Here is a 23,232-nt window from a genome sequence, read left to right as displayed (position 1 = left end):
TCCCCGTAAATTGTCAGTCGTCTTTTCGCCTGTTGAGCCAGGCGTCGAACATCGCCGGCCACTGGCTCAGGATCTGGTCGGGCGTGCCGACGCCCCAGCCGTGACCGCCTTCCTCGAAGATGTGCAGCTCCGCCGGCGCGCCCTTGGCTACGAGCGCCTGAAGCAGCGCGATGCCGTGGCCCGGCGGTGTGATGGGATCGTCGGCCGCCGAGAAGATGATCGTTGGCGGGGCGTCCTTGCGTGCATGCGTGTCGAGCGACCAGGCGTCCTGCGCCGCCCGGCTCGGGTCCTTTCCGACGATCTCGCGCCGCGTGCGCGTCGTATCGTAGGGCTTTCGCAGCGACACCACCGGAAACAGAAGAGCAGCGAAGTCCGGCCGGGCAGAGGCCGCTTCGTAGCGGTCGCTTCCTTGATACAGGGCATGATCGAAGCGCAGCGCCGTATAGCCTGCGAGATGTCCGCCGGCCGAAAATCCCATGATTCCGATGCGGTCCGGTTGCACGCCGAATTCGGTGGCGCGCGTGCGGACGATCTTCATCGCGCGCTGTGCATCCATGAACGGCGCGCTCGCGTCCCACCCGTCGTTCGGCAACCGGTAGATCAGTTCGAAGACCGTATAGCCGCGTAGCTGCAACCACTTGGCAATGGGCGTGCTTTCCTTCCAAAGCTGGATACGGAAATACCCGCCGCCACCGCATACGATGACCGCCGCACCGTTGGGCACCTTGGGCCGATATACGCGCATGCGGGGGGTCGAGATGTTCGAGACCGCGCCGTAACCGCTCCCTTCGCCGCCGATCTTTTCCGGCCCCGTCACCCGGCCGTCGCCCGGAGGCGTGCCGGTCCAGAGGGGAATTTCCTCGTATTCGTGTCCGAAAGCAGGCGCGGCGAGACTTGGCAGCGCCATTGCTGCGACCAGGGCCGCCCCGCATTTGAGCCCCTGACGTCGCGAAATCATGCTCGCTCTCCCAGTGTACCCGCAATCTGCTCGCTGTGCGGACCGGTCCGTTCGTGGCGCTCGATGTCTCCTTCGGGCAACGGCAGGGGTGCGCCGGCCATCGCGGCGCGCAGACGGTCTGCGTCGAGCACGCCTTCCCAGCGCGCGACGACGACGGTTGCCACAGCGTTTCCGACGAAGTTGGTGAGCGCGCGGCACTCGCTCATGAAGCGGTCTATGCCGAGGATCAGCGCCATTCCCGCCACCGGCACCGAAGGCACGACCGAGAGTGTCGCGGCCAGGATCACGAAGCCCGCTCCGGTCACTCCTGCGGCGCCCTTCGAGCTGATCATCGCGACCAGGACCAGCGCGATCTGCTCGCCCAGGGTCAGGTCGATGCCGACGGCCTGGGCGATGAACAGGGCGGCCAGCGTCATGTAGATATTGGTGCCGTCGAGGTTGAACGAATAGCCGGTGGGCACGACCAGCCCGACCACCGCCTTGCGGCATCCGGCGATTTCCATCTTCTCCATCAGGCTCGGCAGCGCAGCCTCGGACGAGGAGGTGCCGAGCACGAGGAGCAGTTCGGCGCGCAGATACTTGATCAGCGCGAAAATCGAGAACCCGGCAAACCGCGCAACCAGGCCCAGGACAACGAGCACGAACAGCAATGAGGTGAGGTAGAACGTACCCACGAGCGCGGCGAGGCTTGCGAGCGAGCCGATCCCGAACTCGCCGATGGTGAAGGCAATCGCCCCGAACGCGCCGATCGGCGCGAGCTTCATCAGCATGTGGACGAGCTTGAACACCACTTCGCTGAGCGAGGTCAGCGCGTCGAGGACGAGGTCGCTCTTGGGCCGCGTGGCCGAAATGGCGACCCCTGCGAGAATCGCCACCAGCAGGACCTGCAGGATGTTGCCCTCGGTCAATGCGCTGAACAAGGTGGTCGGTATGATGTTGAGCAGGAAGCCGGACAGCGTCTGCTCGTGCGCAGTCTTGGCGTATGAAGCCACTGCCGTCTGATCCAGCGTGGCCGGATCGATATTCAGGCCGGCGCCCGGCTGCACGACATTTGCGACCACCAGGCCGATGATGAGCGCCAACGTCGAAAAGAACATGAAATAGGCCAGCGCCTTGATCGCCACGCTGCCGACCGACGTCATGTTCTTCATCCCCGCGATTCCGGTCGCCACGGTCAGGAAGATCACCGGCGCGATGATCATCTTCACCAGGTTGATGAAGGCATCTCCGAGGGGCTTCAGCGAAGCGCCCAGATCGGGAAAGAAATGGCCCAGCAAGGCGCCCAGCGCGATCGCGGCGAGCACTTGCACATAGAGCAGGCGATAGAGCGGCTTCCGGCGGCGGACGCCTTCAGGTTGGCGATCCCGATCGATCGTCGGCATGGTTCAGACATCCTCCTGCCGCCACGTGTCCGGCGGTCCTGCCACCAGCATAGGACTTGCCGCGGATACGCAGAGGCGCAGGGGTCAAATTTTTTATCTCTTTTATTACAGTATATTAAGAGAGGTGGCGGTTCGATTTGTGCGATATTTCGCACAGTCATTTTGACAACTGTGCGGAAGTTCGGACAGTGGATGTCGTGCAGATGATCCGTTCCGTATCTCGACCTCGGCGCCGGCTGATGCTGATCGTGGTGCTGGGACTCGCTTTTCTCGCGGCGGCCTGGTGGGCGATCGACCGTGCCGCCCGGCTGACGGCGACGGATGCTGCGGCGGAGGCCGCACGCAACGAGGCCGAGATCATGTCCGCCGGGCTGCAGAGCGAACTGGACAAGTTCAGCCTCTTGCCGCTGGTGCTGGCCGAAGATCCCCAGGTTCGCGCACTGCTGGCCGGTTCGACACCACAGGCGCCAACCCTCAGCCGACGGCTCGAAGATCTCGCGCGCCAAACCGATGCGGCGGCGATCTACCTGATGGATGCCCAGGGCGTGACCCTGTCCGCCAGCAATTGGCGCCTTCCGACCAGCTTCGTCGGCTCCGATTACAGTTTCCGAACCTATTTCCGCGACGCGATGAAGACAGGCTCGGCGACGCAGTTCGCCCTCGGAACGGTGAGCCGCGAGCCGGGGCTCTATATCGCGCAGCGCGTAATGCAGGGCGGCAGGCCGGTCGGCGTGGTTGCAACCAAAGTCGAGTTCGACCGTCTCGAAGCCCAGTGGGGAGCGGCGAGCGAAGGTGTCTTCGTCACCGATCGCGATGGCGTCATCCTGCTCGCAAGCAACGACGCCTGGCGGTTCCGGGCGACCGACATGCAGCGCGCGAGCACGCGCGACCATGCACTGGACCGTCAGCAGTTCGGCATCGCCCGTCTCGAGCCGTTCGAGCTCAGCGAGAGGCATGGCGGCGGCGGACTGGTGGCTGCGCCGCTACTGGATACCGAGCAGCCGATCGCGCTCGACGGTTGGGTCTTGCACCTGCTGGTCGATCCTTCGCAGCGGATCGCCGCGTCCGTGGCAACCGGGCGCCTCTATCTTCTGCTTGCGTTGGCTTCCGTCGGCGGCCTGATCGGGCTCGCGTTCTATTCGCGTCGGCGACGCGAGAAGCGGGCCGAGGCGGTGCTTGCCGCTCGGACGCAGACGCTCCGCGAACAGCTCAACCAGGCCAATCGCCTCGCCACCCTTGGCCAGATCTCCGCGGGTGTCGGGCATGAGATCAACCAGCCGGTCGCCGCGGTCCGGGTCTTCGCGGAGAACGGTGACCGGCTGATCGCAGCTGGCAAGGCGGAGGATGCCCGGGGCAACTTCGCGCGCATCATCGAACTGACCGAAAGGATTGGTCGGATCACTTCGGAACTGCGCCGGTTCAGCCGCCGCGACGCGCCGGAGCCGCGGGTGTTTTCCCTCGCCGACGCGGTGGACGGGGCGCTGCTATTGCTCCGCGACAGGCTCGACGGTGCGCGCGTAGCGCTGTCGATGCCCGACGCTGCGGCTTTGTCGGTTCGCGTTCGCGCAGAGCCCGTCCGCCTCGAGCAGGTGTTGGTCAATTTGCTGCAGAACGCGCTCGACGCCGTTGGCGGCAGCGGCTCGGTGACACTGTCCGTCAGGACGGACGAGGCTTTCTGCTTCCTCGCGGTGCAGGACGATGGGCCCGGTTTCGACACCGAGGCCTCCCAACTCCTGTTTCAGCCCTTCGCGACGACCAAGCCCGGGGGGCTAGGGCTCGGGCTCGTCATATCGCGGGACATCATGCGTGATCTCGGGGGCGATCTCACACTGGAAGAAAGCGGCCGTGGGGGAGCAACATTTGTGATGAAGATACCGCGGGCATGACTGCCACCGGAAAAGTCCGCGTCGTGTTCGTCGAGGATGACGGTCCCTTGCGCGAGGCAATGGTTCAAGGCCTCGAGATCGAGGGGATTGCGGTCGAAGCCTTCGACGCCGCCCGTCCGGCGCTCCGACGGCTTTCCCGCGAGTTCGAAGGCGTGATCGTAAGCGACGTCCGCATGCCCGGGATGGACGGCCTGGAATTCTTCGCCGCCCTCCGATCGCTCGATCACGAATTGCAGGTAATCTTCACTACCGGCCACGGCGACGTCGCGATGGCGGTTGCCGCGATGAAGGATGGTGCCGCCGACTTCCTCACCAAGCCGTATTCCGTGAGTGCGCTGGTCGATGCTATCCGCCGCGCCGCGGAAAAGCGCGCGCTGGTGATCGAGAACCGCAAGCTGCGCGAAGCGCTGCGCGATCGCGCGATGCCGAGCCTTCTTGGCAGCTCCGACATGATCGAGCGTCTCAAGCGCCTGATCGGCGAAGTCGGCAAGGCCGATATCGACCTGCTTGTCACAGGTCCGAGCGGGACTGGAAAGAGCTTCGTGGCGCGGCAGATTCACGAACTGGGCTCGCGGCACGACCGTCCGTTCGTGACGATCGATGCGGGCAGTTGGCTCCACCGGGATGCCGAGCTGATCGTCTTCGGACGCGAACCCGGTAGCGGCCTGTCGCGTGCCGGCCTGATCGAGCGCGCAAACGGCGGTACGCTGTTCCTCGACGATATCGACGCCATGCCGGAGCAATTCCAGGCCCGCATGCTCGCGGTGGTCGAAAGCCGCAGCTACTTGCCCATCGGTGCATCCCGGCCGCACTCCGCGAACCTGCGCATAATCTCCGCTGCCAGCGACCTCTCCGCGGACAACGCGAGGTCGCGCGTGGCGCAGTCGCTGGTCAACCGGCTCAACAGCGTGACAATCGCGCTGCCGGCGATCGCTGAGCGACGCACGGACGTCCCGGAAATATTTCGCCACTTCGTCGCTAGCTTTGAACGCGAATTCGAAACGACGATGCGTCCGCTCAGCGACGCGGAGTGGCATCACCTCGTCAATCACGAATGGCCCGGCAACCTGCATGAATTGCGTGCCTACGCGCGCGCGCGGGTGCTGGATCTGCCGACTGCGCGGCGCGTCGCCGAGCGCACCGCACCGGAATCGCAGACGCTCAAGAACCGCGTGGCAAGCTTCGAACGCGCGGTGATCGAGGACACGCTGCGCCAGGCCCGAGGCAGCATTCCCGATGTCTGCCGCGTGCTCGGCCTGCCGCGCAAGACGCTCTACGACAAGCTCGCACGTTACGAACTCGAACCGCGCCGCTTCAGGTCGGATTGAGTGCGCAAGCGAGCTTTCTGGTCGGTAATCCTGGTCGGTAGGTCGCTGGTTCGAGCCCAGCAGGCACCACCCGCGGCGTCGTGGTTGCCGGTCAGCCGTGCAGGTTCATCAACGAGTCCATCAATCCTTCGTCGGCGCTCGAGCAGACGCCGAGGACGAGGGCTTCCTCGCAGCCCTTGGCGACGACGTAGGCGTGGCCCATCGACGAATCGAGATAGATGCTCTCGCCGGCCTTGAGCAGGACCGGGTCGTAGAATTCCGAGTGCACTTCGATCTGGCCTTCGAGGACGTAGATGAACTCTTCGCCCTGGTGACGGACGAGATCGCCGAACTCGCTGGCGCTGTGCGCGCGGATGCGGGTGATGATCGGGATCATGCGCTTCTGGCGCAGATCGGTGCAGAGATAGTGATAATCGTAGTTGTCGGTGGTGACGCGGACGGCCTGCTCCAGCGTACCGATGCTGCGGCGGCCGGTCACGCGGGGGACGCTCTCCTCCGCGCCTTCCGCGAACAGATCGGACATGCGGATGTTGAGCCGCTGGCTGAGCTGCTGGAGCTTGTCGTAGCTCAGCGTCAGGCGGTCATGCTCGACTTTCGATAGCGTCGACACCGGGATGCCGGACCGGGCGCTCATCTCCTTGAGCGTCCAGCCGTTTCGCGAGCGGATGCCGCGCAACACCGTTCCCAGCGTTGGCGGATTGGCGACGTTTGCCATCAAATCTTCCAACTCGTGTTTGACAATTTTCCAATCAGGATCATTATGTCCCCATCGGGCCAGCGACTGTTGTTCCTTGGTAAGGGCTCGCCGAAGATGCTGCAAGGTGTCACGAACGGAGTTGTAGGGGAGGGGAAAGAGCGATGCGCTTTATTCGCAAGCTGATGATCGGTCTGGCGGCGCTGTTGGCGCTGCCGCTGGTCGCGCAGGGACCGGTGCCGCAGCAGCCGTCGGAGCAGCCGGAGAGTCCGGCGCTGCCGGCGTCGGCCGCGCAAGCCGAACGGGCCGAGCTCGATGCGGCCGACGTCGAAGCCTGGCTCGATGGTTTCATGCCGTTCGCGCTCGATCGCGGGCAGATCGCAGGCGCTGTCGTCGTGGTCGTGCGCGGCGATGGGCCGGTGCTGCAGAAGGGCTACGGCTTTGCCGATGTCGCCTCGCGCAAGCCGGTCGATCCACAAACCACCCTGTTCCGCCCCGGCTCGGTGTCCAAACTGTTCACCTGGACGGCGGTGATGCAACAAGTCGAGGCGGGCAAGCTCGACCTCGACGAGGACGTGAACGCCTATCTCGAATTCGAGATTCCGCCCTATGAGAGCGAGCCCATCACGCTGCGCCATATCATGACGCACACGGCCGGCTTCGAAGAGTCGATCCGCCATCTGATCAGCAGCGATCCGGACGCGGTCATGCCGCTTCAGGATTACGCGCGCGAAGCGCTGCCTGCGCGGGTCTTCGCGCCCGGCACCACGCCGGCTTATTCCAATTACGCGACCGCGCTGGCCGGACATATCGTCGAGCGGGTGAGCGGAGAGCCGTTCGATGATTATGTAGAGCGGCACATCTTCGCACCGCTGGAAATGCGGTACGCGACCTTCCGCCAGCCGCTTCCGGAAGCGCTGGGGCCGTTCATGTCGAGCGGCTATTCGACCGTGACCGAGAAGGCGAAGCCGTTCGAGATCGTCATTCCCGCGCCGGCCGGCAGCCTGTCGGCGTCGGGCGCAGCCATGGGCAAGTTCATGATGGCGCATCTCAACGATGGAGGGGCGTTGCTCCAGCCCGAGACGGCACGGACGATGCACGATTACCGCGCCCCGGGCGTGGGGCCGCTCAACACGATGGCGCTCGGCTTCTACGAACAGTGGGTCAACGGCCGCCGCGCGATCGGCCATGGCGGCGACACCGAGTGGTTCCACTCGTATCTCTGGTTGTTCCCGGAGGCCGACATCGGGCTGTTCGTCTCGGTCAACAGCGCGGGCAAGGAAGGTGCAGCCGGAGCGCTGCGCAGCGCATTGTTCCATGAATTCGCCGACCGCTATCTGCCGGGCCCGGACCCGACCGGGCGGGTCGATCCGGAGACCGCCCGCGAGCACGCGGCGATGATGGCGGGGCACTACGTGTCGAGCCGCGGTTCGTTCACGAATTTCATGAGCGTGCTCGGTCTGCTCGGCCAGATGCAGATCGTCGTCGGCGAGGACGGCAAGATCGCCATGCCGGCGCTCGACGGGCTCAGCGCAGCCGCGCGCGACTGGGTCGAGGTCGAACCGTTCCTCTGGGTCGACACGGCTACCGGCGAACGGCTGGCTGCCGAAGTGAAGGACGGCCGCGTGGTCCGCGTGAGCACCGATGCGATCTCGCCCTTCATGGTCCTCGAACCGGCGTCTGCCGGGGAGAATACGGCCTGGTTGATGCCTGCGCTGCTTCTGGCACTGGCGCTGGTGCTCCTCGCCGCGCTGGCATGGCCGGTGCGTGCGCTGGTACGCCGTCACTTCGATGCGTCGTTCGCGCTGGAGAACGATGCCAGGAAGGCCTGGCGCCTGTCGCGCATCTTCGCCTGGCTGGTGCTGCTCGCAGTGGCCGGTTGGGTCATGCTGGTGGTGACCTTCTCGGGCGACATCGGCAGCCTCGGCGGCCCGCTCGACTGGCTGATCATCCTGCTGCGCATCCTGACGCCGATAGCGACCGTCGGCCTGCTCGCCGCGTCCGCGTGGCACCTGTGGCTCTGCTTCCGCGACCGCCGGCGGTGGACGATGAAGCTCGGCGGGGTGCTGCTCGTGCTGGCGGCCCTGGTGCTGGTGTGGGTGACGTTCGCCTTCAACCTCTATGGCTTCTCGATGGTCTACTGATGGCCACGCACGTGAAGCGGGAACTGGCGCTCGATCTTCGGATCGAGCGCTTTCCTTATCATCAGCCGTTCCGCATCGCGGGACACGTCTTCACCGAGACCGCGCTGCTCGTAGCCGAGATCTCGGACGGCGAGCATCGCGGGCAGGGCGAGGGGGCGGGGGTCTACTACCTCGGCGACGACGCGGACCACATGCTCGCCGAAGCGGAGCAGGTGCGGCGTGCGATCGAGGCGGGGGCGACACGCGAGGAGCTGCAAGAGCTGCTGCCGCCCGGCGGCGCGCGCAACGCGCTCGATTGCGCGTACTGGGATCTGGAGGCGAAGCGCACTGGCAGACCGGTGTGGGATCTGGCAGGTCTCTCCGAGCCGCGTCCACTGCGTTCGACGCTGACGCTCGGTGCGGACGCGCCCGCAGCGATGACTGCGGCCTCCCTCGCGATCGATCCGCAGGCGCCGGTCAAGGTCAAGCTGACCGGCGACGTCGAGGACGATGCCGCGCGCCTCGCGGCCATCCGCGGGGCGCGGCCCGATGCCTGGATCGGCGTCGATGCCAACCAGGGCTATCGCCGGGAGACGCTTCCGGCCCTGCTCGAGGTGCTGGTCGAGCATCGGGTGGCGGTCCTCGAACAGCCGCTCCCACGCGGGCACGAGGCTGATATCGACGGATTGAAGCGTCCGCTGCCGTTCGCCGCGGACGAGAGCGCTCTTTCGCTCGCCGACACTGCATCGCTGGTCGGGCGCTTCGACGTGGTGAACATCAAGCTCGACAAGTGCGGGGGGCTGACCGAGGGGCTCGCGATCGCGCGTCAGGCGCGGAAGCTGGGGCTCGAGGTGATGGTCGGCAACATGATGGGCACCAGCCTGTCGATGGCGCCCTCCTACCTCGTCGGCCAGCTTTGCGACATCGTCGATCTCGACGGACCGACTTTCCTGGCCCGCGATCGGACGCCGGGCGTGCGCTACCGCGACGGCATGATCCACTGCCCGCCTGAGGTCTGGGGACATTAGTCCGCAATATGTCCTGAATGGGTTGACAATTTTCTGATCAGGACAAATAGTGCGGAAAACGAGATATCGATGAGGGAGGAAGGAATGGCGGGTTCATTCCCAGCGACGCGGCGCGCGGTCATAGCAGGGGTGGTCGGCGCGGCCATGACGGCCCCGATGATCGCGACGGGAGCGTTCGCCTTCTCCGGCGCGCCGGGGCGGACCTATTCGCGCCGTGCGGTCGATCTGGTTGCCGAAACGCTCGTCATCGACATGCTTGCGCCGCTCAAGATCACGATGAATCCCGCCTACGTTGCGCACCGGCTGACCGATGCCGAGGCGGCGGAGTTCCGTGCCAGCGGCATCACCGGTTTTCATGCCGCCTACGGCATCGGCGGGCCCGACGCACAGGCGCAGGCGCTCGAATATCTTGCCGGGTGGCAGGGCTTTGTGGGCCGCAACAATCACGTCTTCACCCTCGCCGGCCGGGTCGAGGATCTCGACCGGGCCAAGGCCGAGGGCAAGTGCGCGGTCATCATGGGCATCCAGAACGCCGAGCAGTTCGAGACGGTGGAGGATGTCGCGCGCTTCCGCAGCCTCGGCCTGCGGTGTGCGCAGCTCACCTACAACAGCCAGAACCGGATCGGGTCGGGCAGCACCGAACGGGTCGACGGCGGGGTTAGCGATTTCGGCGCGGCGATCATCGCCGCGATGGAAGAGGCGAACATGCTGGTCGACGTGTCGCACTGCGGCGACCAAACCACGCTCGACGCGATCGCCATTGCCAAGGGCCCGATCGCGATCACGCACAGCAATGCGCGCGCGCTGGTCGATCATCCGCGGGTCAAGACCGACGAGGCGATCAAGGCGCTCGCGGCCAAGGGCGGCGTCATGGGCATCACCGGGGTGCGGATGTTCATCCGGGAGACTGATCCGACGAACGTGGGCCACATGGTCGATCATATCGATCACGTCGCGAAACTGGTCGGCATCGAGCACGTGGGTATCGGTTCCGACGCCGATCTTCACGGCTACGACGACATGGTGCCGGAAGAGTACGAGGCGCTGAAGGCAGGATACAAGGGAAGCTACGGCTTTCGCGACAAGATCGACATCGACGGCTTCGATCACCCTCGCAAGATCTTCGATCTGACCGAGGAACTGATCCGCCGCGGCTATTCCAACGACAACATCCGGGCAGTGCTGGGCGGCAACTTCCGCCGGCTGCTCGGGCAAGTGTGGGGGTGAGACCATGAAGCAGAATCTCTGGATCGCAGGAAGTGTGCTCGCCTTTGCAGCGGCGTTGCCGGCGCAGGCGCAGGAGGACAACGCGGCAGTCGCGACCGAAGGCGAAATCGTCGTCACCGCGCAGAAGCGGGTGCAGACGCTCGACGAAATTCCGCAGTCGATATCGATCATCGGCGGCGAGAGCCTGGAGCAACAGCAGGCGACGAGTTTCAGCGACTACGCAGCGCTGGTTCCCGGCCTCAGCCTGCAGCAGGCGAACCCCGGCCAGACCCGGATCATTCTGCGCGGCATCAACACCGGCGGCGCAAGCCCCACGGCGGCGGTATATATCGACGAAACGCCGTTCGGACCGAGCACCGGGCAGAGCAACGGCGCTGTTCTCGCGGGCGACATCGACACCTTCGACATCGAGCGCGTGGAGGTGCTGCGCGGGCCGCAGGGCACGCTCTACGGCGCAAACTCGCTCGGCGGACTCGTGAAGTTCGTCACCGTCGCGCCGAAGCTCGGGATCACGGAAGGTCGCGTAAGGGCCGGCGTGGAAGCCACGAAGGGTGGCGACATGGGCTGGAACGCCAACGGCGTGATCAACCTGCCGCTGGGGAACAATCTGGCGGTGCGTGCGAGTGGCTACTACCGCGACGTCGGCGGCTTCATCGACACGGTGGGCATTCCGCGCGAAGACGCCAACGGCTATCGCAGCTACGGCGGGCGCGCTTCGCTGCTGTTCGAGCCGACCGATGCACTCTCCGTGCGTCTGACTGCGCTGGCTCAGAACATCCGCTCGGACTCCAGGGCGAGTTACGATGCGGATCCGGTGACGCTGGAGCCGCTGGAAATCGACCCGACGACCGGCGCCTCCACCGACGGCCGGCTGACCCGCGCGGAGTATTATCCGGAGCAGAACAACGTCGACTACCGGCTCTACAACGGCACCGTCGAATGGGATCTGGGGCCGGTATCGCTCACCTCCGTGACCAGTTACGGAGAGCTGGACCAGCACGAGGTCTACGACGCAACCTACCAGCTTCCCGGCGTGGCCGATGCGATCTACGGCACGCCCGACAGCGGGCCTCTCGGCATCACCTTCCCGGCCTTCGCGGGGCAGGAAAAGTTCACGCAGGAAGTTCGACTGCAATCGGCGACCAGCGACAGCTTCGAATGGCTGCTCGGCGGCTACTACACCCACGAGAAAGGGCGTCTGTTTCAGCGCTACCTCCCGTTCACGCTCGCGGACGGACAGGCGATCGATCCCGAACTGACGTTGCCGGCGGGACCCGGCGGCGAAGCCGTGACGTTCCCCAACTTCCTGAGCGCAGAACTGGATTCGACCTACAAGGAGTACGCCGGTTTCGGGAGCGTGACCTGGTATGTCTCCCCGCGTTTCGACATCACCGCAGGCGGCCGCTTCAGCCATAACAAGCAGCGGACGCGGCAGGTGCTTGACGGCTCGCTGCTCTTCCTTTCGGGCGCGACGGTGATCCCGGAAGTCGTCAGCGGAAAATCGTCCGAAGACGTCTTCACCTGGTCGATTTCGCCACGCTTCGAACTCAGCGAAAATGCGACGGTCTACGCGCGGGTTGCGAAGGGGTATCGTCCCGGTGGGCCCAATGTCGTCCCGCCGGGCGCGGGGGATGATTTTCCCTCTCAGTACTCCGCGGACACCCTGATCAGCTACGAGGCAGGCGTGCGCGCGGAGACGCCGGACCGGACTTTCGGAATCGATGCGTCGTTCTACTACCTCGACTGGCGCGACATTCAGGTCCTCGTGACCTACGATACGGCCATCGGGCCGGTGAATGCCGACGGCAACGGCGAGAGCGCCACCAGCAAGGGCGCCGAGGTCACGGCCACGCTGCGCCCTACGCGCGGCCTCGATATAGTCGCGAATGTCGCCTATAACGACGCGCAGCTCGATGAAGACCTCCCGGCCGGCAATGGCGGCTACGCGGGTGACCGGCTGCCTTATGCTCCGGAATGGTCGGCCAATATATCGGCGGACTACGAATGGAGTGTCGGTGGCTCGGCAATGGCCTATCTCGGCGGGAGCGTTCGCTTCATAAGCGACCAGCCCGGCGGGTTCGATGACAACTATCGCACCACGTTCGGCCGGCGGCTCGTAATCGACGGTTATGCGACCGCCGATCTGCGCGCAGGTGTCACCTTCGGCAACGTCGAGGTGGCGCTTTATGCAAAGAACGTCACCAACACGCTGGGCGTGATGAGCGCCACCCAGTTTGGCGCACGGCCCGGCACATCGTTGCTGGCATCGCCCATCCGACCTCGAACGGTAGGCATTACGCTTGGCGCGGACTTCTGAGCGGCACGGAGTGAATGGAATGAACGCCCCCCTCGGCGCGCTGGCCGACGCCATAGTGTTGCCGCAACCCTATCTGCTGTTCCTCGGCGATACGACGGAACCGAGTTTCGCCAAGACTGCGTTCGGCCTTGCCGACTGGGCGGCCGACCGCTGCGTCGGCGAGTTCGGGGTGGACGGCTGCGCGGTATCGACCGGGCTGCCGCGCATGACCCCCGCCGAGGCGCGGGAGGCAGGCGCCCGCTCGCTGGTGATCGGCGTTGCCAACCAGGGCGGAGTGATCGGCGAACGATGGATCACGGCCCTGGTCGAGGCGATGGAGGCCGGGCTCGACGTCGTGAGCGGCCTCCATGTCCGGCTCGACAGCATTCCCGCCTTGGCCGACGCGGCGCGCCGCACGGGTCGGCGGTTGATCGACGTGCGCAGTCCGCCGCCCGGCATTCCGGTCGGTACCGGGCGCAAGCGCAGCGGCAAGCGGCTGCTGACCGTCGGTACCGACTGCGCGCTGGGCAAGAAGTACACCGCGCTCGCCCTGCACCGCGCGTTCGTGGAGCGCGGCCTCGACGCCGATTTCCGCGCCACGGGCCAGACCGGCATCATGATCGCCGGCGGCGGGATCCCGATGGATGCGGTGGTGTCCGATTTCGAGGCGGGGGCGGCGGAGATCCTGAGCCCCGACGCGCCTGCCGATCATTGGGATGTGATCGAGGGGCAGGGCTCGATCTTCAACCCGGCCTATGCGGCGGTCTCGCTGGGCCTGCTGCATGGCAGCCAGCCCGACGTGTTCGTCGTCTGCCATGATCCCACGCGCAAGGTGATCCTGGGGTTGGAAGACTTCGCTCTGCCCTCGGTCGAGGAAGTGGTCGACCTCACGATCCGTCTCGGCGGCCGCACCAATCCGGCGATCCGCTGCGGCGGCGTGAGCCTCAACACCTCCAGCTTTGGCGCGCAGGAGGCGGAGGCTCTGATGGCGGCGGAGCGCGAGCGGCTCAATATCCCGGTCGCCGACCCGATCCGCGGGGGCACCGCCTTCGCCGAACTCGTCGACAGCTGCCTCGCATGAGCGCGGGCGAAGCGGTCGGCGGGGGGAACTGGTTCCAGCGCTTCCTGCTGCCCGGCTTCGCGCTCAAGGCGGTGATTATCGGCGGCGGTTACGCCACCGGGCGTGAACTGGCCGAGTATTTCGTGCCCGCGGGCCCATGGGGCGGGCTCGCCGGAATGCTGATGGCGACGCTGATCTGGAGCGTGGTTGCCGCGCTCACGTTCGCGCTCGCCCGGGCGATGAATGCCTACGACTACCGCAGCTTCTTCAAGGGGCTGCTCGGCCCCGGCTGGGTGCTGTTCGAGGCTGCCTATCTGATCTTCGTGGTCCTGATCCTCGCCGTGTTCGGTGCCGCGGCAGGCGCGATCGGGGCGGCGACGTTCGGTTGGCCCGAACTGGCCGGATCGATCCTGCTCGCCGCGGCGATCCTGGTGACGACCGCCTTCGGGACCGCCGGGGTCGAGCGCCTGTTCAAATACGCCTCGATGCTGATCTACACGGTCTACTCGCTGTTCATCGTCTTCGCCCTGACGAGCTTCGGCGACCGGATCGAGCAGGGCTTCGCTGCCGCGCCGGCACCGGCCGGCAACTGGATGGCAGGCGGGCTTACCTATGCCAGCTACAACATCGTCGGCGCGGTGGTGATCCTGCCGGTGCTGCGCCACCTGACCAGCCGCCGCGACGCGCTGATCGCCGGTGTCGTGGCCGGGCCGCTGACGATGCTGCCCGCGATCCTCTTCTTCGTCGCGATGATGGCCTTCTACCCCGCGATCGGCGAGGAGACGCTGCCGTCCGACTTTCTGCTCCGCCAGATGGACGTGCCCGGCTTCCAGGTCCTCTTCCAACTGATGATCTTCGCGGCGCTGCTCGAAAGCGGCGTCGGCGCGATCCATGCGATCAACGAGCGTATCGCCGGCGCGCTGGAATCCCGCGGCCGCCCGGCACCGGGCCCGGCGCTGCGCGCGCTGATCGGCGCCGCGATCCTTGCCGGGTGCATGTTCATCGCAGCCCGCGTGGGCCTCGTGGACCTGATCGCCAGCGGCTACCGCTTCCTCGCCTGGCTGTTTCTCGCCGTGTTCGTCGTGCCGCTGCTCGGCATCGGCACCTATCGCCTCCTGCGCGGAGGCCGCGAACCCCGACCGGAGGTATCGTCATGAACCACGTCCGCCTGCTTGCCCTCTCGTTCCTGCTGCTCTTCGCCCCGCCGGCGCTGGCCGAACCGCCGGCGGACATCGGCGAAAGCGTCGAGGCGCTTCGGCAGGAGATCGGCGCCGTCGGCGTTTCGATTGCGATCGTCGAGGACGGGGAGACCACGCTCGCGCGCGGCTGGGGCGAGCGCAAGCTCGGCGAGCGCGCTCGGGTCGATGCCGAAACGCTGTTCCAGACCGGCTCCACCGGCAAGGCGATGACCGCCGCCGCGCTCGCGATCCTGGTCGACGAGGGCAAGATCGCGTGGGACGATCCGGTCATCAAACACATGCCCTGGTTCCGCATGTACGACCCGTGGGTCACGCGCGAGATCACCATCCGCGACCTGCTCGTCCATCGCAGCGGCCTGGGGCTGGGGCAGGGGGACCTGCTGTTCGTTCCGCGCAGCAGCCTCACCCGCCGCGAGACGGTCGAGCGCGTGGCTTTCCTCGAACCGAAGACGAGCTTCCGCTCCGCCTACGCCTACGACAACATCCTCTATGCCGTGGCCGGGCAGTTGATCGAGGAAGTCACCGGGCAGACCTGGGAAGTCTTCATGCGCGACCGCGTGCTGCGCGCGGGCGGGATGAAGAACGCGACCAGCGACAGCGCGGACCGGTTCCGCACGCCCAACCGCTCGTGGCCGCACGCGCGCCTCTCGGGTGCTCTGCGCGGACTCGGGCCGCAGCAGGTGCTCGACGAGCGCGACGAGCTCGGCCGCAGTGCCGCACCCGCCGGCGGACTGGCGCTCAGTGCCGAGGACATGGCGACCTGGCTCAAGATCCAGCTCGCGCACGGGGCGCTGCCGGGCGGCGGGCGGCTGTTCAGCGAGAAGCAGGCGCGGGAGATGTGGAGCCCGGTGACGCCTATGCAGATCACCGAGCTGCCCGACAGCCTCAAACCCGCGCAGCCGACCCAGCAGGCCTATGCGCTCGGCTGGCAGGTGCAGGACTACCGCGGCCATCGCATCGTCCAGCACAGCGGCGGCGTGTTCGGTTCGATCACCCGCGTGGTGATGATCCCCGACCGCAACGTCGGCTTCGCGATCATGATGAACAGCGAGGACAGCGGGATGATCCTCGGCCTGACCTACGACCTGCTCGACCACTATCTCGATCAGCCGGATTTCGACTGGACGACGAAGTGGCAGGACTGGTTCGAAGCGCGGTTGCAGGGCGGCAAGGAATACCTCGAGCAGGCGAAAGCCTCGCCGGTGGACGTCGGCCCCTCGCTCGATCTCGCGCGTTATGCCGGCCGGTATCGTGATGCCTGGTACGGGGACGTGATGGTCGGCACGACGCCTCAGGGGCTGACAATCGACTTCACCACCACGCCGGACATGGCCGGGCGCCTTAAGCACTGGCAGTACGACAGCTTCGTCACCGAATTCGACGATCCGGCGATCGAACCGGCCTATGTCACTTTCGCACTCGACGCCGACGGCAAGGTGACCGGCGTGACGATGAAGCCAGTGAGCGTTATCGCCGACTTCAGCTGGGACTATCAGGATCTCGATCTGAAGCCCGTGGAGGACAAGAAATGAAGAAGACCGCTCTGCTGCTCGCCGCCACGGCGCTCGCGTCCTGCTCGGCCGGAGGGGACCCGGAAGCGACCGAGCCCGCGTCGGTTCACGCGGACATGCTGGTCCTCGACACCCATCTCGACACGCCGCTGCATTTCGAGCGCGAGGGCTGGAGCTTCGCCGACCCGCACGAACTGGCGGGCGACCTCGTCCAACTCGACATTCCGCGGATGAAGGACGGCGCGCTCGATGGCGGGTTCTTCGTCATCTACACGGAGCAGGGACCGCTCACGCCGCAGGGTTATGCCGATGCGCTGGCCTTCGCTCGCGAGCGGTCCGATCTGATTGACCGCACGATCGCGAAGAACAGCGGTGCGATCGCTCCGGCGCTGACCGCTGCCGATGCCCGGCGACTGAACGAAGAGGGCAAGCTGATCGCGTTCAAGTCGATCGAGAACAGCTACCCGCTGGGGGAAGATCTCTCCTTGCTGCAGGAGTTCTACGACAAGGGCGTGCGCATGGCGGGGCCGGTGCATTCGGCGACCAACCAGTTCGCGGACTCCGCGACCGGAGAAGCGCGCTGGAATGGCCTCAGCCCGCTCGGCAAGAAGTGGGTGGCGGAGATGAACCGGCTCGGCATGGTCATCGATGCCAGCCATTCCTCCGATGCCACGTTCGATCAGCTTCTCGAGCTGTCGAAATACCCGATCATTCTTTCCCATTCGAGCCTGCGCTCGGCCTACGATCACCCGCGCAATCTCGACGAGGAGCGGCTGCGCAAGCTCGCTGCCAAGGACGGTGCGATGTGCATCTCGACCATCTTCATGTCGGAGATGAACATGTCTCCGGCGCGCGCCGAGTTGTTCGGGCAGTACGAGCAGATCGGCGGGATGACGCCCGAGGAACAGGCCGAGCTGACCCGCAAGTGGCGCGAGCTCGACAAGACCGAGCCGATGTGGGCCGCCGATTTCGAGGATTACATGGCCATGGTCCTGCGCGCGATCGAGGTCGGCGGGGTGGATCATATCTGCTTCGGCGCCGACTGGGACGGTGGTGGCGGCCTTGAAGGGATCGAGGATATCTCGGCGCTGCCCAAGGTGACCGAGCGGCTCGAAGCCGCGGGCTATTCCGATGCCGATATCGAGAAGATGTGGAGCGGCAACGTGCTGCGCATCCTTGCCGCGCAAGGCGGGGAACCTCGGTCCTAGGCGAACGCCTCCTCCACCGCCTCCAGCCGCACCGCGATCGCCGCCACGGTTGCGCCCAGCTTCGCCGCAATGACGGCCGCTTGCCGGGCGTCCAGCCCTGAGATCGTCACTTCGATCCGCACGGTCTCGCCGTCGAAGCGCGCCGAGAGAGCATCGGGAACGATCCCCCGCTGCGCGAACGCACCGGCCACGCGCGGCAGCGACTGCGGATCGGCAATCGCGTCGATACGGAACCGGTGCATGCCGAAACGCGCCTCAGGCCGCCGCTCGCTGTGCCCGCGCAATGACCTCTTCAGCCATTTCGTCGGCCACGGCGGCGGGTGAGCGGCCTTCGCGCGCTGCGCGTTCGAGGATCGCGGCGACGCGCGGTGCGATGGTGGCGACACGCTGCGCGACGTCGGTTTCGGTTTCGCCGAGGTACTCGGCGGACACGCTGATGATCCCGCCCGCATTCGCGACGTAGTCGGGCACGTAGGCGATCCCGCGGTCGAGCAGCATGGCGCCGACCTCAGGGCTGGCGAGCTGGTTGTTCGCGGCACCGCAGACCAAGCGGGCCCTGAGCTTGCCGACGTTCTCGCGGGTCAGCACGCCTCCCAGGGCGCAGGGCGCGAACACGTCGGCCTCGACTTCGGCGATCTCGTCCACCCCGACGACCTTTGCGCCGAGCGTGGCGCGTAGCTCTTCGCGCTGTGCGGGATTGGGGTCGGCAATCACCAGGCGTGCACCCGCTTCGGCGAGATGGCGGCAGAGATCCGCCCCGACATTGCCGGTTCCCTGCACCGCGACTGTCAGACCGCGCAGCTCGCTACCGAGCGCAAAGGCGGCCGCGGCTTGCATCGAGTCGAATACGCCCCGCGCCGTCCATGGCGAGGGGTCTCCACCCGCACGCCCTTCGGTGGGCGGCAGGCCCGCGACGTGGCGCGTGGCCCTTGCGACTTCCTGCATATCGGCGACCGAGGTGCCGACATCTTCGGCCGTGACATAGCGTCCGCCGAGTTCCTCGACCGCGCGGCCGAAAGCGCGGAACAGCCGCGCCCGGTCGAATTCCCCTGCGGGCCTGCGCAGCACCGCCTTTGCGCCGCCGAGAGGCAGGCCGGCGAGCGCGTTCTTGTAGCTCATTCCTTCGGCCAGCCGCATGGCATCGGCCCGCGCGCCGTCCATGTCCGGGTAGCTCCAGAAACGGCATCCCCCGGCGCCGGGCCCCAGCGCGGTCGAGTGGATGACGATCACGCCTTCGAGATCGCTCTCGGGGTCGCGCAGCGGCACGCACTGCAACGGCGGGGTCAGGCGGGCGGGGCGGGCAACCATGCAAGTCTCTCCTTCACGAGCTTGCGCGGATCATCGCACCGGTCGGCCGGAGAAACTTCGTCGCTTTGGCGGCGATGCGTCTCCTTTAAGGGATAGTTTTACCTGCAGCGAGGCGCTATGCGAAACAGATGACCGGACTCGATCGATACGAGAAGAAGATTCTCCGCGAATTGCAGCGTGACGCGAATCAGACGACGGCGCAGATCGCCGAACGGGTCGGCCTGTCCGCCTCGCCCTGCTGGCGCCGCATCGACCGGCTCGAACGCGAGGGCTACATCCGCAAGCGTGTGGCGATCGTCGACCGGCGCAAGGTCGGCCTCAACGCCCACGTCTTCGCTCAGGTGAAGCTCAACGCGCACGGGCGCGCGAATCTCGACGAGTTCAGCGAGACGATCCGCGGCTTTCCCGAAGTTCTCGACGCCTATGTTCTGATGGGGACGATGGATTTCATGCTGCGGATCGTGGCGAAGGACATCGACGCCTACGAACGCTTCTTCTTCGATCAGCTCAGCAAGCTGCCCGGCGTTCAGGAGATCAATTCCACCGTCGCCCTGTCCGAGATCAAGGCCACGACCGAGCTGCCGCTGGATTGAGCTGCCGGCGGCGCATGGTCGCAGCGGGCAATCTGCGCTAGGGCCCGCCGATGGACCTCGACGACCTGCTCCGCCGCTATTTCGCCACCAACGATATCGATGCAGTGCCCGGGCCCGCTCTCGCTGCGGGGATCGAGCGGTGCCAGGTCGATCTCGGGCTCGAGACCGAACCGGGCAAGCGTTTCGCGCTGTGGACGCTGCTCTACATGCTGGGCGCGGCGCCCGATCTGGACGAGGTCTTCGAAAGCGAGGAGGAGCGCGAGGCCGCCCGCAACTTCATGGACCTGCTGGACGCCGCCGGAAAACCCTAGGCCCGGTCGAGCCGCCGCGCGATCTTCACCGCGATCGCGATCAGGAACGGTACGAGGACGAGCGACAGCACGATCTTCGCCAAAGCCTGACCCGCGATGAGCGGCCCGATCGCGCGTTCTCCGCCGAACGCGAGCGTGATGAAGATCACCGAATCGATCGCCTGACTGAGCGCCGAAGCCACCGCGCCGCGCACCATCAGGCCGACGCCGCCGTTCGCCTCGCCTTCTCCTCGCAGCCTGGAGAAGATCCACACGTTGAGCAGCAGGGAGACAAGATAGGCGACCGGCCCGGCAGCCATGATGCGCGGGGTGGTCGCGTGGATGAGCTGGAACGCCTCAAGTCCTTCGGGCCACATCGCCGGATCGGCGGGCAGGCGCAGGACCACCAGGATCAGCACGATCGACATGGCGAGCGGCAGGAAGCCCCAGACCACCAGCCGGTTGGCTGCCGGCGCTCCGTGCACCTGTGCGGTCGCGCTCGACAGCACGACCAGGACCAGGAACGCGAAGATGCCCGATTCCACCGCGAGCGAGGTCGGCCACAGCATGACCTGCTTGACCGCGAGAAAGCCCGCCAGAACCGTCATCCCGCCATAGACCAGCGCGAAGACGAACAGCGATCGGGGGATGGGATTCGCGGCGGATGCGTCGTTCATGGCCACCGCCTATTGGCTCGCGCGCGAAAAGGGAAGCGTGGCTAAGCGGCGCTGCCCGTTTGACTGTGGATGCCGGGCAGGCAAGAGAGCGGCTTGAGATATCTCGCCGAACAGGGCCATCCATGCATCCAGTCCTCACCAGCCTGCTCGGGATCGTTGCGATCCTGGCGCTCGCCTTCCTTCTGTCGACGGGCAAGCGCCGCATCCGCCTGCGCGTGGTGGCCGCGGCCTTCGCGCTCCAGGCCCTGCTCGCTTTCCTCGTGTTGCGCACGCCCTGGGGCCGGGCCGCGATCAGAGGGATGAGCGACGGAGTCGCGGCGCTGCTGTCCTACGCCGACGCGGGCACCGCCTTCCTGTTCGGGGCGGATAACCCGCTGCAGAACACCTTCGCGCTCGGCGCCCTGCCGGTGATCGTGTTCTTCGCCTCGCTGGTGTCGATCCTCTATTATCTCGGGATCATGCAGCGCGTGGTTCGCTGGGTCGGCGGGGCGATCGGCTGGGTGACGGGCATCAGCCGCGTGGAATCGCTCGGCGCGGCGGCGAACATCTTCGTCGGCCAGTCGGAAAGCCCGCTGGTGGTCCGCCCCTATCTCGCGGCGCTCTCGCCCAGCCGGCTGTTCACGCTGATGAGCGTCGGCATGGCGGGCGTCGCGGGCACGATCCTGGCGGCCTATGCCGGGCTGCTGGGCAGCGACTACCTGCCGTTCCTGCTCGCCGCGGCATTCATGTCGGCGCCCGGCGGCATTCTGATGGCGAAGATCATCATGCCCGATGACGACGAACCTTCGCCCGAGGCGGAGGGGAAGATCGTCCTGCCCCGGGGCCGCATCAGCGCCGAGGGCCCGGCCGCGATCACCGAAGGCGACAAGGCGCACGAAGTTGAGGTCGCCCAGACCTTCGAAGAGGGCCAACGGCCAGCCAACATCATCGAAGCGGCGGCACAGGGTGCGCAGACGGGCGTCAAACTGGCCGTGGCGGTCGGCGCGATGGTGCTGGCCTTCGTCGCCCTGGTGGCCCTCGCCAACGGCCTTCTGGGCGCTGTCGGCGGACTGTTCGGGCAGCCGGATCTCTCGTTCCAGATGGTGCTCGGCTGGCTGTTCGCCCCGGTGATGTTCCTGATCGGGGTGCCGTGGGAAGAGGCCGGTCTCGCCGGCGGCCTGTTCGGGACCAAGATCGTGCTCAACGAATTCGTCGCCTTCATCGAGCTGGGTCAGCTCGAGATGCTGACCGACCGCAGCCGCGCCATCGTGACCTTCGCTCTCTGCGGTTTCGCCAATTTTTCCTCGATTGCGATCCAGATGGCGGTTACGGGCGGACTCGCGCCGAATCAGCGCCCGGTCATCGCGAAGCTGGGTCTGCGCGCGCTGGCCGCGGGCAGTCTCGCCAACCTGATGAGCGCTGCACTGGCGGGCCTGTTCCTACCTTACTGAGTCGCAACCCATGTCCGAGATCGCTTCCGTTTCCATCGCCCGCCCGCTGTCCGAGGTTTCGGAAGAGATCGGCCGCAGCTTCGAGGAATACGGCTTCGCGGTGATCCGCGATCACGGCATCCCGGCGGACCTGATCGCGAAGGCGGAAGAGCTGTCCAAAGCCTTCTTTGCCCTGCCGGACGAGATCAAGCGCGCTTACCACATTCCCGGCGGCGGCGGCGCGCGCGGCTACACCCCGTTCGGAACCGAGAAGGCGAAGGACGCTTCGGTCCACGATCTCAAGGAATTCTGGCACGTCGGCCGCTCGCTGCCCGAGGGTCATCCGCTCGCCGAATACATGGCGCCGAACCTCTGGCCGACCGAGATCGCCGAGTTCCGCGACACCTTCGAAGCGCTCTACGCCGCGTTCGAGAAAGCCGGTGCGCGGGTGCTGGAGGCGATCGCGCTGCACCTGGGCCTGCCGCAGGACTGGTTCGCCAAGACGGTGGAGGACGGCAATTCGGTCATGCGCCTGCTGCACTATCCGCCGCTCACCGGCGCGGATGCCGAAGGCGCGATCCGGGCCGCCGCGCATGGCGACATCAACACGATCACCCTGCTCCTCGGGGCCGAGGAGGCCGGGCTCGAGCTGCTAACCGCGAGCGGCGAGTGGAAGGCGATCGAGGTTCCGGAAGGCGCGCTGGTGGTGAACATCGGCGACATGCTCGACCGGCTGACCAACGGCAAGCTGCGCTCCACCACGCATCGGGTAGTCAACCCTCGCGGCGAGGCGGCCTACCGTTCGCGCTATTCGATGCCGTTCTTCCTTCACTTCCGGCCCGACTTCACGATCGAGACGCTGGAAAGCTGCATCGACCCCGAGTCGGCCGAGCCGCACCCGGCGCCGATATCGAGCCACGATTTCCTGATGCAGCGGCTGCGAGAGATCAATCTCGTCTGATTTCGCCGGCAGATTGTCCACAATACGATAAAATCTGGCGCGATGTTGCATTGCGGCAACAGCCGAAAGCGTATGGATTTCTGCGATTTTTGAG

20 protein-coding genes are annotated in these 23,232 nt (G+C 66.2%); 14 read left to right on the top strand and 6 right to left on the bottom strand.

All coding sequences use genetic code 11. The features are described from left to right. Positions 1-13: 13 nt before the first annotated feature. Positions 14-958 (bottom strand): alpha/beta hydrolase, encoded by a 945-nt coding sequence (locus D2V04_RS12545; protein WP_119514011.1) that lies wholly within the window; start codon positions 956-958, stop codon positions 14-16. After that, positions 955-2,340 carry a dicarboxylate/amino acid:cation symporter gene (locus tag D2V04_RS12540; RefSeq protein WP_119514010.1) on the bottom strand — a complete coding sequence of 462 codons (1,386 nt, stop codon included), beginning with the start codon at positions 2,338-2,340 and terminating at the stop codon, positions 955-957. Before D2V04_RS12540 ends, D2V04_RS12545 begins: the two co-directional genes overlap by 4 nt. Positions 2,341-2,543: 203 nt before the next feature. Between D2V04_RS12540 and D2V04_RS12535 the strand changes: the two genes are divergently transcribed. Beyond that, positions 2,544-4,226, top strand: coding sequence for a sensor histidine kinase (locus D2V04_RS12535; RefSeq protein WP_147391821.1), 1,683 nt, complete (start codon positions 2,544-2,546; stop codon positions 4,224-4,226). Further along, positions 4,223-5,554, top strand: coding sequence for a sigma-54-dependent transcriptional regulator (locus tag D2V04_RS12530; protein WP_119514008.1), 1,332 nt, complete (start codon positions 4,223-4,225; stop codon positions 5,552-5,554). Before D2V04_RS12535 ends, D2V04_RS12530 begins: the two co-directional genes overlap by 4 nt. 91 nt (positions 5,555-5,645) lie before the next feature. Here D2V04_RS12530 and D2V04_RS12525 read toward each other — a convergent pair whose 3' ends face one another. Next, positions 5,646-6,269 carry a helix-turn-helix domain-containing protein gene (locus D2V04_RS12525; protein ID WP_119514007.1) on the bottom strand — a complete coding sequence of 208 codons (624 nt, stop codon included), beginning with the start codon at positions 6,267-6,269 and terminating at the stop codon, positions 5,646-5,648. Positions 6,270-6,412: 143 nt separating this feature from the next. Here D2V04_RS12525 and D2V04_RS12520 point away from each other — a divergent pair, with 143 nt between their 5' ends. The 8 genes from D2V04_RS12520 to D2V04_RS12485 all read left to right on the top strand — a co-directional run bounded on the left by D2V04_RS12520 (position 6,413) and on the right by D2V04_RS12485 (position 17,900). After that, positions 6,413-8,392 (top strand): serine hydrolase domain-containing protein, encoded by a 1,980-nt coding sequence (locus D2V04_RS12520; protein WP_119514006.1) that lies wholly within the window; start codon positions 6,413-6,415, stop codon positions 8,390-8,392. Next, positions 8,392-9,399, top strand: coding sequence for a dipeptide epimerase (locus D2V04_RS12515; protein ID WP_119514005.1), 1,008 nt, complete (start codon positions 8,392-8,394; stop codon positions 9,397-9,399). Before D2V04_RS12520 ends, D2V04_RS12515 begins: the two co-directional genes overlap by 1 nt. Positions 9,400-9,483: 84 nt before the next feature. Next, complete coding sequence (locus D2V04_RS12510) at positions 9,484-10,626, top strand: dipeptidase (protein ID WP_119514004.1); 1,143 nt, start codon at positions 9,484-9,486, stop codon at positions 10,624-10,626. Between the two features lie 4 nt (positions 10,627-10,630). Then, on the top strand, positions 10,631-12,943 hold the full coding sequence (locus D2V04_RS12505) for a TonB-dependent receptor (RefSeq protein WP_119514003.1): 2,313 nt from the start codon (positions 10,631-10,633) through the stop codon (positions 12,941-12,943). A 19-nt stretch (positions 12,944-12,962) separates the two neighbouring features. Next, positions 12,963-14,003, top strand: a complete 1,041-nt coding sequence (locus D2V04_RS12500; RefSeq protein WP_119514002.1) for a DUF1611 domain-containing protein — start codon at positions 12,963-12,965, stop codon at positions 14,001-14,003. Next, entirely contained in the window at positions 14,000-15,139 is a 1,140-nt protein-coding gene (locus D2V04_RS12495; RefSeq protein WP_119514001.1) for a YkvI family membrane protein, read from the top strand. Before D2V04_RS12500 ends, D2V04_RS12495 begins: the two co-directional genes overlap by 4 nt. Further along, positions 15,136-16,713 (top strand): serine hydrolase, encoded by a 1,578-nt coding sequence (locus D2V04_RS12490; RefSeq protein ID WP_119514000.1) that lies wholly within the window; start codon positions 15,136-15,138, stop codon positions 16,711-16,713. Before D2V04_RS12495 ends, D2V04_RS12490 begins: the two co-directional genes overlap by 4 nt. Beyond that, positions 16,710-17,900, top strand: a complete 1,191-nt coding sequence (locus D2V04_RS12485; protein WP_119513999.1) for a dipeptidase — start codon at positions 16,710-16,712, stop codon at positions 17,898-17,900. Before D2V04_RS12490 ends, D2V04_RS12485 begins: the two co-directional genes overlap by 4 nt. Here the strand turns inward: D2V04_RS12485 and D2V04_RS12480 are convergent. After that, positions 17,897-18,142 carry a hypothetical protein gene (locus tag D2V04_RS12480; RefSeq protein ID WP_147391820.1) on the bottom strand — a complete coding sequence of 82 codons (246 nt, stop codon included), beginning with the start codon at positions 18,140-18,142 and terminating at the stop codon, positions 17,897-17,899. The two genes, D2V04_RS12485 and D2V04_RS12480, sit on opposite strands and share 4 nt — an antisense overlap. A 13-nt stretch (positions 18,143-18,155) precedes the next feature. Further along, complete coding sequence (locus D2V04_RS12475; protein WP_119513997.1) at positions 18,156-19,208, bottom strand: Glu/Leu/Phe/Val family dehydrogenase; 1,053 nt, start codon at positions 19,206-19,208, stop codon at positions 18,156-18,158. Between the two features lie 128 nt (positions 19,209-19,336). Between D2V04_RS12475 and D2V04_RS12470 the strand changes: the two genes are divergently transcribed. Next, positions 19,337-19,801 (top strand): Lrp/AsnC family transcriptional regulator, encoded by a 465-nt coding sequence (locus D2V04_RS12470; protein WP_119513996.1) that lies wholly within the window; start codon positions 19,337-19,339, stop codon positions 19,799-19,801. Between the two features lie 50 nt (positions 19,802-19,851). After that, positions 19,852-20,112, top strand: a complete 261-nt coding sequence (locus D2V04_RS12465) for a hypothetical protein (protein ID WP_119513995.1) — start codon at positions 19,852-19,854, stop codon at positions 20,110-20,112. Here D2V04_RS12465 and D2V04_RS12460 read toward each other — a convergent pair. Next, a complete protein-coding gene (locus D2V04_RS12460) occupies positions 20,109-20,768 on the bottom strand; it encodes a queuosine precursor transporter (protein WP_119513994.1) in 660 nt (219 codons plus the stop codon). The two genes, D2V04_RS12465 and D2V04_RS12460, sit on opposite strands and share 4 nt — an antisense overlap. Before the next feature lie 122 nt (positions 20,769-20,890). On the opposite strand from D2V04_RS12460, the gene D2V04_RS12455 reads away from it, so the two are divergent. Continuing rightward, the gene (locus D2V04_RS12455; RefSeq protein ID WP_119513993.1) at positions 20,891-22,198 is read left to right on the top strand and encodes a NupC/NupG family nucleoside CNT transporter; all 1,308 of its coding nucleotides are present in this window, start codon (positions 20,891-20,893) and stop codon (positions 22,196-22,198) included. A gap of 10 nt (positions 22,199-22,208) precedes the next feature. Then, a complete protein-coding gene (locus D2V04_RS12450; RefSeq protein WP_119513992.1) occupies positions 22,209-23,138 on the top strand; it encodes an isopenicillin N synthase family dioxygenase in 930 nt (309 codons plus the stop codon). Positions 23,139-23,232 lie beyond the last annotated feature (94 nt).

Origin of the sequence: Pelagerythrobacter aerophilus (assembly GCF_003581645.1) — a bacterium.
Classification (GTDB): domain Bacteria; phylum Pseudomonadota; class Alphaproteobacteria; order Sphingomonadales; family Sphingomonadaceae; genus Pelagerythrobacter; species Pelagerythrobacter aerophilus.
Note: the sequence above shows the minus strand (reverse complement) of the source record. Positions and strands in the feature narration are given on the sequence as shown.

Bases quoted from the DNA above. Each gene is read 5' to 3' on its own strand.
- D2V04_RS12520 (WP_119514006.1), top strand. From the start codon at position 6,413: ATGCGCTTTATTCGCAAGCTGATGATCGGTCTGGCGGCGCTGTTGGCG.
- D2V04_RS12525 (WP_119514007.1), bottom strand. From the start codon at position 6,269: ATGGCAAACGTCGCCAATCCGCCAACGCTGGGAACGGTGTTGCGCGGC.
- D2V04_RS12470 (WP_119513996.1), top strand. From the start codon at position 19,337: ATGACCGGACTCGATCGATACGAGAAGAAGATTCTCCGCGAATTGCAG.
- D2V04_RS12515 (WP_119514005.1), top strand. From the start codon at position 8,392: ATGGCCACGCACGTGAAGCGGGAACTGGCGCTCGATCTTCGGATCGAG.
- D2V04_RS12540 (WP_119514010.1), bottom strand. From the start codon at position 2,340: ATGCCGACGATCGATCGGGATCGCCAACCTGAAGGCGTCCGCCGCCGG.
- D2V04_RS12480 (WP_147391820.1), bottom strand. From the start codon at position 18,142: ATGCACCGGTTCCGTATCGACGCGATTGCCGATCCGCAGTCGCTGCCG.
- D2V04_RS12485 (WP_119513999.1), top strand. From the start codon at position 16,710: ATGAAGAAGACCGCTCTGCTGCTCGCCGCCACGGCGCTCGCGTCCTGC.
- D2V04_RS12535 (WP_147391821.1), top strand. From the start codon at position 2,544: ATGATCCGTTCCGTATCTCGACCTCGGCGCCGGCTGATGCTGATCGTG.
- D2V04_RS12475 (WP_119513997.1), bottom strand. From the start codon at position 19,208: ATGGTTGCCCGCCCCGCCCGCCTGACCCCGCCGTTGCAGTGCGTGCCG.
- D2V04_RS12450 (WP_119513992.1), top strand. From the start codon at position 22,209: ATGTCCGAGATCGCTTCCGTTTCCATCGCCCGCCCGCTGTCCGAGGTT.
- D2V04_RS12530 (WP_119514008.1), top strand. From the start codon at position 4,223: ATGACTGCCACCGGAAAAGTCCGCGTCGTGTTCGTCGAGGATGACGGT.
- D2V04_RS12505 (WP_119514003.1), top strand. From the start codon at position 10,631: ATGAAGCAGAATCTCTGGATCGCAGGAAGTGTGCTCGCCTTTGCAGCG.
- D2V04_RS12460 (WP_119513994.1), bottom strand. From the start codon at position 20,768: ATGAACGACGCATCCGCCGCGAATCCCATCCCCCGATCGCTGTTCGTC.
- D2V04_RS12510 (WP_119514004.1), top strand. From the start codon at position 9,484: ATGGCGGGTTCATTCCCAGCGACGCGGCGCGCGGTCATAGCAGGGGTG.
- D2V04_RS12455 (WP_119513993.1), top strand. From the start codon at position 20,891: ATGCATCCAGTCCTCACCAGCCTGCTCGGGATCGTTGCGATCCTGGCG.
- D2V04_RS12490 (WP_119514000.1), top strand. From the start codon at position 15,136: ATGAACCACGTCCGCCTGCTTGCCCTCTCGTTCCTGCTGCTCTTCGCC.
- D2V04_RS12495 (WP_119514001.1), top strand. From the start codon at position 14,000: ATGAGCGCGGGCGAAGCGGTCGGCGGGGGGAACTGGTTCCAGCGCTTC.
- D2V04_RS12545 (WP_119514011.1), bottom strand. From the start codon at position 958: ATGATTTCGCGACGTCAGGGGCTCAAATGCGGGGCGGCCCTGGTCGCA.
- D2V04_RS12465 (WP_119513995.1), top strand. From the start codon at position 19,852: ATGGACCTCGACGACCTGCTCCGCCGCTATTTCGCCACCAACGATATC.
- D2V04_RS12500 (WP_119514002.1), top strand. From the start codon at position 12,963: ATGAACGCCCCCCTCGGCGCGCTGGCCGACGCCATAGTGTTGCCGCAA.